The organism is Bradyrhizobium sp. Leo170 (genome assembly GCF_004296405.1).
Classification (GTDB): domain Bacteria; phylum Pseudomonadota; class Alphaproteobacteria; order Rhizobiales; family Xanthobacteraceae; genus Bradyrhizobium.
This window is the reverse complement of record NZ_PSRR01000377.1, coordinates 1-7,984: the sequence shown is the minus strand read 5'-3', so window position 1 is coordinate 7,984 and position 7,984 is coordinate 1. Positions and strand designations below refer to the sequence as shown.

7 protein-coding genes are annotated in these 7,984 nt (G+C 63.9%); 2 read left to right on the top strand and 5 right to left on the bottom strand.

The window, feature by feature from the left end:
* The first annotated feature begins 167 nt into the window (after positions 1 to 167).
* A complete protein-coding gene (locus CWO89_RS37505) occupies positions 168 to 1,436 on the top strand; it encodes an acyltransferase family protein (RefSeq protein WP_130583394.1) in 1,269 nt (422 codons plus the stop codon).
* A gap of 2 nt (positions 1,437 to 1,438) precedes the next feature.
* Here CWO89_RS37505 and CWO89_RS37500 read toward each other — a convergent pair whose 3' ends face one another.
* From CWO89_RS37500 to CWO89_RS37480, 5 genes are all read right to left on the bottom strand, one after another.
* Positions 1,439 to 1,978: a c-type cytochrome gene (locus tag CWO89_RS37500; RefSeq protein ID WP_130583393.1), complete on the bottom strand. Its 540-nt coding sequence runs from the start codon at positions 1,976 to 1,978 to the stop codon at positions 1,439 to 1,441.
* Positions 1,965 to 3,230, bottom strand: coding sequence for a sulfite dehydrogenase (soxC, locus tag CWO89_RS37495; RefSeq protein ID WP_130583392.1), 1,266 nt, complete (start codon positions 3,228 to 3,230; stop codon positions 1,965 to 1,967). Before soxC ends, CWO89_RS37500 begins: the two co-directional genes overlap by 14 nt.
* 184 nt (positions 3,231 to 3,414) lie before the next feature.
* Complete coding sequence (locus CWO89_RS37490; RefSeq protein WP_130583391.1) at positions 3,415 to 4,902, bottom strand: amino acid permease; 1,488 nt, start codon at positions 4,900 to 4,902, stop codon at positions 3,415 to 3,417.
* 73 nt (positions 4,903 to 4,975) lie between these two features.
* On the bottom strand, positions 4,976 to 6,184 hold the full coding sequence (locus CWO89_RS37485; protein WP_130583390.1) for a cytochrome P450: 1,209 nt from the start codon (positions 6,182 to 6,184) through the stop codon (positions 4,976 to 4,978).
* Positions 6,185 to 6,216: 32 nt separating this feature from the next.
* Positions 6,217 to 7,173, bottom strand: a complete 957-nt coding sequence (locus CWO89_RS37480; protein ID WP_130583389.1) for a catechol 2,3-dioxygenase — start codon at positions 7,171 to 7,173, stop codon at positions 6,217 to 6,219.
* A gap of 261 nt (positions 7,174 to 7,434) precedes the next feature.
* Between CWO89_RS37480 and CWO89_RS37475 the strand changes: the two genes are divergently transcribed.
* Positions 7,435 to 7,863 (top strand): SRPBCC family protein, encoded by a 429-nt coding sequence (locus tag CWO89_RS37475; RefSeq protein WP_130583388.1) that lies wholly within the window; start codon positions 7,435 to 7,437, stop codon positions 7,861 to 7,863.
* The last annotated feature ends 121 nt before the right edge of the window (positions 7,864 to 7,984 follow it).

Below are 7,984 nucleotides of genomic sequence, written 5' to 3'. Positions count from 1 at the left end.
TCCCTGCTTTCGCAGTGACGACACCGCGTCCTCGTTTTGCGAGCGTCGAAGCCCGCCGATTTACCAAACCTTGCAGAACCCCGATCACCCTGCCGCTCCGCCAACACCGCTGGCCCCCGCCTTGCTCAAGGACATGCCAAACGCACATCCGGCGAAAGAGGCGTATCATGGCGGGACAGACATCTTCGGGCGCGGGTCGGTTTGAGGCACTTGATGCAATGCGCGGTATCTGCGCGCTGCTCGTGGTGCTCTTCCACATCCCCATTTACCATGCGCTGAAAGGCACCCAGCCGTTCGTGAACCTGCAATTCTGCGTCGACATGTTCTTTGCCCTGTCCGGCTTCGTGCTCTGTCACGCCTATGGTCAGCGCCTTAACCATGCCGGGGATGGCATCCGCTTCATGGCGATGCGGTTCGCGCGGCTCTGGCCGCTGCATATGGTGATGCTGGCGCTGTTCGTGATGATCGAAGTGAGCAAGATCGTCTTCATGCGCACCGACGGTTCGTTCTCGCTGGATTCGGTACCGTTCGGCGCCGGGCACACACTCTACGAAGCCGTCACCAATATCCTGTTCCTCCAGTCCTTCAACCTGCATGGCGGCCTGACCTGGAACGGCCCCGCCTGGAGCGCGGCGGTCGAGTTCTACGTCTCGATGCTGTTCGCGGCGATCGTCGTGCTGTTCCCGCGCCGGCGGCGCGAGATCTTCCTCGGCCTCTGCCTTGCGGCCGGAATGCAGCTCTACGAACGCTCGCCGGGTACGCTGTTCGTCTCCAGCGATTGGGGCATGCTGCGCGCGATGTTCTCCTTCTTCGCGGGATGCCTGGTCTACGACCTGCGCCTCTATTCCAACGGCCGGCTCGATATGCCGAACATATTGGAGGTCTCGTGCGCCGTACTGGTTGCAGTGTTCGTGTTGGTTACCCCATCCGGCGGACCGCAATATCTGTTTCCGTTGCTCGCCGCGGTCGTGATTTGCGTGTTCTCGTTCGATCAGGGCAGGATCTCGGCGATGCTGCGCTCGCCTGCGCTGCAGAAGCTCGGGCTGTGGTCCTATTCGATCTACATGATTCACACCTTCATCTTCCAGATCATGCGCAGCGCCGCCTCCTTCCTCGGCCACAAGCTCCACCTCGAACTGGTGGTCTGGCACAATGACGACAAGCTGGTGGTCCTGGGAACGCCAGCGCAGGCGCTGGTGGCCGCGCTCGTTCTCTCCGTGGTCCTCGTCGTTCCCGTCGCTGCACTCACCTATCGCTGGATCGAGAAGCCGGCGATGGATGCGGCCCGATACGCGCTCTCGACCACGAACCGCGGGGAAACGCCGCTCGGCACGGCATCGAGGATCGGCTTCGGCGCGGCAATATGGCGGCTGCTCAGTGCCGGCGTGATCCGCACGGCCGCCGGTTTCCGTGCCGTTCGGCTACGGCTGCCGTAGAGCTAGCGCACGTCCGGCCGCGGGTCGGAGACGAACCTGTCGCGATTGGGCATCTTGATGGCGGCGAGCGTCTTGGCGTCGAGCACGGCGTCCGCCGGAACGAGGCCGTTGAGATTGAGGATGTAGGCGGAGACCGCATAGACATCCTCATCGCTCAGCGACTGCGGCGCGTTCTGCGGCATGGCGCGGCGGATGTAGTCGAACAGCGTCGGCGCATAAGGCCAGTAGCTGCCGACGGTACGCACCGGCTTTGCGCTCGCGAGCGTGCCCTGTCCGCCGACCAGGCGATCGCCGACACCGCCCTGCCCGTCGGCGCCGTGGCAGGCCGCGCATTGTTCACTGAAAACCACGCGACCGCGTTCGACGCTGCCGCCGCCCGGCGGCAGGTTCGATCCGTCATGGCCGATGTCGATGTCCCAGCCCTTGATTTCCGCCGGCGTCGCCGGCCGCCCGATATGAAAGCGCTCCTCGGCCTGCGCGGCGACAGCGAGCCCAGCAATCACGGCGGCGAGCAGCGCGATGTGCGAACTAGGCCAGCGCATTGCTCACCTCCCCATTCGCGGCGATGCGCCACGGCCAGATCGCGTTGTTGTGGTAGAAATGATTGACGCCGCGAACCGCGAGCAGTTCGGCAAGCGTCGGCTGCACATAATCAGTCTCGTCGATCGCGCGGCACTGGATCACGGCGGGATTGCCGTCCCACTGCCATGGCACGCGGAAGCGGGTGAGCGCGCGGGTCAGGACCGGCTCCTGAAGTTGGGCCGCCTGCCAGCTCTTGCCGTCGTCAACGGGGACTTCGACGCGCTTGATCTTGCCGTGCCCGCTCCGGGCGATCCCTGATATCTCGTGGAAGCCGGGCCCATTCAGTTTCTGTCCGCCCGAGGGACGCAGGATGATCGACTTCGCCTCCATGTAGAAGGTGAACTCGCGCGCCGTGCCGTCGGGCATCAGGTCGGTATATTTCGAGGTCTCCTCGCGCGAATAAGCAGGCTCGGCCACGGCCTTCAGCCGGCGCAGCCATTTGATGTTCATGTTGCCTTCGAAGCCCGGCAGCAAGAGGCGCAGTGGATAGCCCTGCTGTGGACGCAGCCGCTCGCCGTTCTGGCTGTAGACCAGCATGGCATCGTCGAGGCATTTCTCGATCGGGATCGAGCGCGTCATCGCCGCCGCATCCGCGCCTTCGGCGACCAGCCACTTCGCTTCCTTCTGCAGGCCAGCTTCGTTGAGGACATCCTTCAGCATCACGCCCGTCCATTCGGCGCAGCTCACGAGGCCGACGAGGTCGGACGCCGTCTTGCCATAGGGCTTGGTGTAGACGGGATTGCCGGAGCACTCGATGAAATGGATCCGCGACTGCGACGGGAAGCGGCGGATATCGTCCATCGTGAAGATCAGCGGGCGATCGACGAGGCCGTGCAGCATCAGCCTGTGCTGCGCCGGATCGATGGTGGGCACACCGCCGTGATGGCGCTCGTAGAACAGCCCGTTCGGCGTGACGATGCCGTCAAGCTCCTGCAGCGGCGTGCGGCCGGAGGCGGAAATGTATTGCGGCAGCGTCTTGGAGATGTTCTTGACGACGCCCTTCTCATAGACCGACGGCGTGCCGTAGGGCTGATCGCCCATCGGTGCGCCCGGCGCCTTCATCCATTCGGGAATGCTGGGCGGAAGGTTGCTGGTGTCCGCCATGCCCGGCGTCGCGCCGAGCACGCCCCCGCCCGCGACCGCCGCGCCTGTTTGCAGAAAATGCCGGCGAGATGGTCGTCGTTCGCGGTTGGCGGTTGTTTGCTCGCTCATTGACGCTTCCCCTTGCCGCTCTCGTTGATCGATCTCAGGCTATCACCGAACGCTAAGCACACGCCTTCACATCTGCAAAATCGCCACAGCTTCATGTCGCCGACGCAGCGCTGTCCGGCATATTTCGATCGGGCGTGGACGATGCCTTGGATGAATTTGCTCCGGGTCGAATCGTTCCGCCGCGTCAGCGCTGATCGCTCGCGCGCAGACGGCTATGCGTGCGGCCATAGGCGGCATAGATCACAAGGCCGATCACCAGCCACACCGCGAGCCGGATCCAGGTGTCCATCGGCAGGCTGAGCATCAGGAAGAGCGAGGTTGCGGCCGCGGCCGGCCCCACCAGCCAGATCGCCGGCGCCCGGAACGGACGCGGCAGGTCCGGATCGACGACGCGCAGCACCATTGTGCCGATCGAGACCACGGCAAACGCGAACAGCGTGCCGATGCTGACGAGCTCGCCCACCAGCCCGATCGGCAGCAACCCGCCGAGAAGGGCAACGACGATGCCGGAACCGATGGTGGCGACATGAGGCGTCCGGAAACGCGGATGGATGTTTGCGATCGCCGGCGGCAGCAATCCATCATGCGCCATGGCGCGGAAGATCCGGGGCTGCGCCAGCAGCATCACCAGTATCACCGAGGTCAAGCCGAAGAGGATGCCGAGCTTGATGATCGGCGACAACCAGCCGACGCCGGCGGCATCGATCCCGACCGCAATCGGGTCGGGAACGTTCAGCCGGTCGAACGGCACGATGCCCGTCAGCACCAAGCCGACCGCGACATAGAGCGCCGTGCAGATCACGAGCGAGCCGAGAATGCCGATCGGCATGTCACGCTCGGGCGACTTCGCCTCCTGTGCCGCGGTCGAGACCGCGTCGAAACCGATATAGGCGAAGAACACCACGGCCGCGCCGCGGAACACGCCGGACCAGCCATAGACGCCGACGCCCGCATTCGGCGGAATGAAGGCCCCTTCGGGATTGCTCGCGGTGACCCAGTTCGCGGTCGTGAACGAGGAGACCGTGCAGGCGATGAAGAGCAGGATGACGACCAGCTTCACCGCGACGATGAAATTGTTGAACCGCGCCGACGCTCTGATCCCCGCAACCAGCAGCGCCGTGATGAAGACGATAATGAGCATCGCCGGCACGTTGAAGATCGCGCCCGTCGACGACCATGCATGCGTGGTCGCATCATAGCTCAGCGGCGCAGACGCGAGCTCCGGCGGTATCGTAAGGCCAAAATCCCTGGCGAAGCTGACGGCATAGCCCGACCATCCGATCGAGACCGCCACCGCGCCGACGGCATATTCGAGGATCAGGTCCCAGCCGATGATCCAGGCCACGAATTCGCCCAGCGCCGCATAGGCAAAAGTATAGGCGCTGCCGCAGACCGGGACGGTCGACGACATCTCCGCATAGCAGAGCCCCGCAAAGGCGCAGGCGATCGCGCCGAACGCGAACGAAAGCGTCACCGCAGGTCCTGCATTCGCGGCCGCTGCGTGTCCGGTCAGAACGAAGATGCCCGCGCCGATGATGGCGCCGATGCCGAGCGCGACGAGATTGAGTGCCGACAGCGTGCGCCGCAGCGGCGAGGCCCGCGCGTCTCCTTCCACCCCTGCCGCCTCCTGCAGCAGGTCGGCTGTCGATTTCCTTGCCCAGATGTCTACCAAGAACCGCCTCCTCGCGACTTCGACCCCGGCGGCCGGTCGTACAGGCTAGCATGGTCTCGATACGCGGCGCCGCTCACGCATTCGGCACCACGGGCAGCTTCTCGATCATCCGTATCCCGGGCCGGCGTCGCCAATGGATCTCCGATGGCTGAACCGCAAGCTGAAGCTTTGGCCAGCGGGTGAACAGCGCTTTCAGCGCGCAGATCGCCTCGATCCGCGCGAGCTGGTGACCGAGGCAGAAATGGATGCCCGTGCCGAAGGAGATGTGGCGGTTCGGCCGCCGCTCGAGGTCCATTTGCTCGGGTTGTGGGTGCGATGCGGGATCGAAATTGGCGGCCACGATCATGGCCATCACCCGATCGTTCTTCTTCAGGGCGACGCCGCCGAGCTCGACATCGCGCCGCACATAGCGTGGCTTCGAGAATTGCACCGGGGAGACGAAGCGCAGGAATTCCTCGACCGCCAGCGCAGCGCGGTTCCAGTCGGCCTCGAGCCAGTTGCGCGTTTCGGGGTTCTTCAGCAGCTCGAACACCGATCCGCTGATCAGATGCGTCGTGGTTTCGGAGCCGGCGCCGAGCAACAGAATCATCATCGAGACCATTTCGTCCGGCGTGATGCGGCCGCCTTCCCTTTCGACCTGCACCAGTTCGGCAATGAGCCCCTCACCGCCTTCTTTGCGCGCGGCCTGCAGGCGTTCCTCCAGGTAGCGCCCCATCTTCCTCAGGATGAACAGCATGCGCAGGAAGCCGAAGGCGCTGGCAATCTGCCCCATCGCATTCGCCCAGCCGATGAATTTCGGCCGGTCGGCCGCCGGCAGGCCGAGGAGCTCGCAGATGACGGAGAGCGGCAGGATGCGCGCATAGCGCTGTACCAGATCGGCGGGGCTACCGGATGCGAACAGTTCGTCCGCAAGGCCGTCCGCGATCGCCCGGATGTGCGGCTCCATCTCGAGCACGGCGCGACGGCGGAACGCCTCATCGACGATGCCGCGCAAGCGGCTGTGATCCGGCTCGTCCTTGGTCAACATACTGTTGGCGATCGTTGCGATGGATTTCGGCATCCACCACTGAAGTCCTGCCAGCGCCCCGTCCTCCTTGCGCAGCGTGAAGATGGAGGAATCCTTCAGCATCGTTGCGGTGGTCTCATAGGTCGTGGTGACCCAGACCTTGCCCACGATCGGAAATCGCGTGGCAACCACGGGCGCGCTGGCTCGCAGCGCCGCGACAGCGGTCGCGGGATCACGGAAGAATTCTTCGCTGGTGAAATCGATGCGTGTCGCCATCGGTTATTCCTGGCTTTGGCGCGGATTCACACTCATTCGCCAATCGGCGGCGTGCCGTGAGTGTGGAAGGTCTCGATCGTCTTCAATCCCCACGCCTGGCCCTTCTTGCGCTCCTCCTCGGTCCAGACGATCGGCTTCCAGTCCGGCGCCAGGATCAAGCGGGCGCCGGCGTTGGCGACCTCGACGCGATTGCCGCCGGGCTCAAAGACGTAAAGGAAGAAGGTCTGCTGGATTGCGTGCTTGTGTGGGCCGGTCTCGATATGGACGCCGTTCTCCAGGAAGATATCGGCCGCGCGCAAGATCTCTTCGCGACTGTCGAGCGCATAGGTGACATGGTGGAAGCGGCCGGGCTTGCCGTAGTGGTCGCGAGTGTGGGCGAAGTCGTAACTCTTGTTCGACATCGTCATCCACATTGCCGCTTCCGTACCATCGTTGAGCACGATCTGCTCGGTGAGCCGACAGCCAAGGTAATTCTCGAAGAACAGGCGATTCGCCCTGATGTCGACGGCGAGGCAATTGAGATGGTCGAGCCGACGCACATTGACGCCGCGTGCGGGAAAGCGCTGCGCCTGCTTCTTCAGCGCCGGCTTGAGTTCCGGTGGCGCTTGGTACCATTCGGTCTCGTAGTAGAGTTCGATGAGATGGCCGTCAGGATCGCGGCAGCGGAAAGCCGGCCCCTGCCCCATATCGCCATCGATCCAGCCAAGATCGAAGCCGGAGTCCTTGAGCGCGGCGACACGACGCTCCAGCGCCTGCGGGCTGCGAGCGCGCAGCGCCACGTGACCCATGCCTGAAGTCTTCGCCCCTGTCAGCTTCAGCGAATAGCGTTCGTAATCGTCCCAGCCGCGCAGATAGACCGACTCGCCCTTTTGCCCGCTGACCGTCATGCCCATGACGTCGACGAAGAATTTCAGGCTCTCCTCCGGCTTTGGCGTCAGCAGTTCCATGTGGCCGAGATGAGCAAGGTCGTAGATCGGCTCCGGCTGCATTGACGTCTCCAAACTGACAAGAGGACCACGCCAGCGAACGACTCGTCCGTCACGGTTCGGATTCACTAGCCTCTTTTGCGAAGGAGCGCGACGGCGCCAGCGGCGCGCTGGATGAATTTTTCAGGGGCATGGACGCGGGCACCACGACATCCCTGGCCTCTAGGCGACGCGTCTCCGCTTTTTTCAGATGTTCCCCCGGAACTGCTGCGCCGCGAAATAGTTTGCGCCACGAGGCAAGCAGAATGACGGGGAAACTGACGCATGCCGCAAATCATCGTATCCGTGCCGATCGGCGAGAAATCGACAGACCTCTGGCGGGAGATCGGTTCTTTCGGCTCGGTGGGCCGATGGCACCCGATGCTGACGAGGGTGGAAAGCGAAGGAGACCACGAGGGCTGCACGCGGGTTGCCGAGACGCACGACGGCAAGCGACAGACCGAACGGCTGATCGAATTCGCGCCGAATGAGCGCTTCTATCGCTACAGGATGGAGGCAACCGCGATGCCGATCCGCAACTATGTCGGCGAGTTCCGCATCGAGGACGCCCCGGACCACAGCAGCAGGGTCGTATGGTCCGCGCATTTCGACCTGGTGTCGGACGAAGCATCCGGTGCAACGGACGCCGTCAAATCATTCCTGAAAGCAGGTCTTGACCATCTTGCCAGCACCCACCCCCCGCCTCCGGCGTGATCATCCTTTCGCGACCCCGCCGCGTGCGGGGCGAATGGTTGACGGCGCAGCCAGCGGTATCGCGCTCTACCGAAGCGGTAAATCGATCGTTAATCGGAACCAGCGAGGGGTCGGGTCATGG

Bases quoted from the DNA above. Each gene is read 5' to 3' on its own strand.
- CWO89_RS37480 (WP_130583389.1), bottom strand. From the start codon at position 7,173: ATGCAGCCGGAGCCGATCTACGACCTTGCTCATCTCGGCCACATGGAA.
- CWO89_RS37475 (WP_130583388.1), top strand. From the start codon at position 7,435: ATGCCGCAAATCATCGTATCCGTGCCGATCGGCGAGAAATCGACAGAC.
- CWO89_RS37500 (WP_130583393.1), bottom strand. From the start codon at position 1,978: ATGCGCTGGCCTAGTTCGCACATCGCGCTGCTCGCCGCCGTGATTGCT.
- soxC (WP_130583392.1), bottom strand. From the start codon at position 3,230: ATGAGCGAGCAAACAACCGCCAACCGCGAACGACGACCATCTCGCCGG.
- CWO89_RS37485 (WP_130583390.1), bottom strand. From the start codon at position 6,184: ATGGCGACACGCATCGATTTCACCAGCGAAGAATTCTTCCGTGATCCC.
- CWO89_RS37505 (WP_130583394.1), top strand. From the start codon at position 168: ATGGCGGGACAGACATCTTCGGGCGCGGGTCGGTTTGAGGCACTTGAT.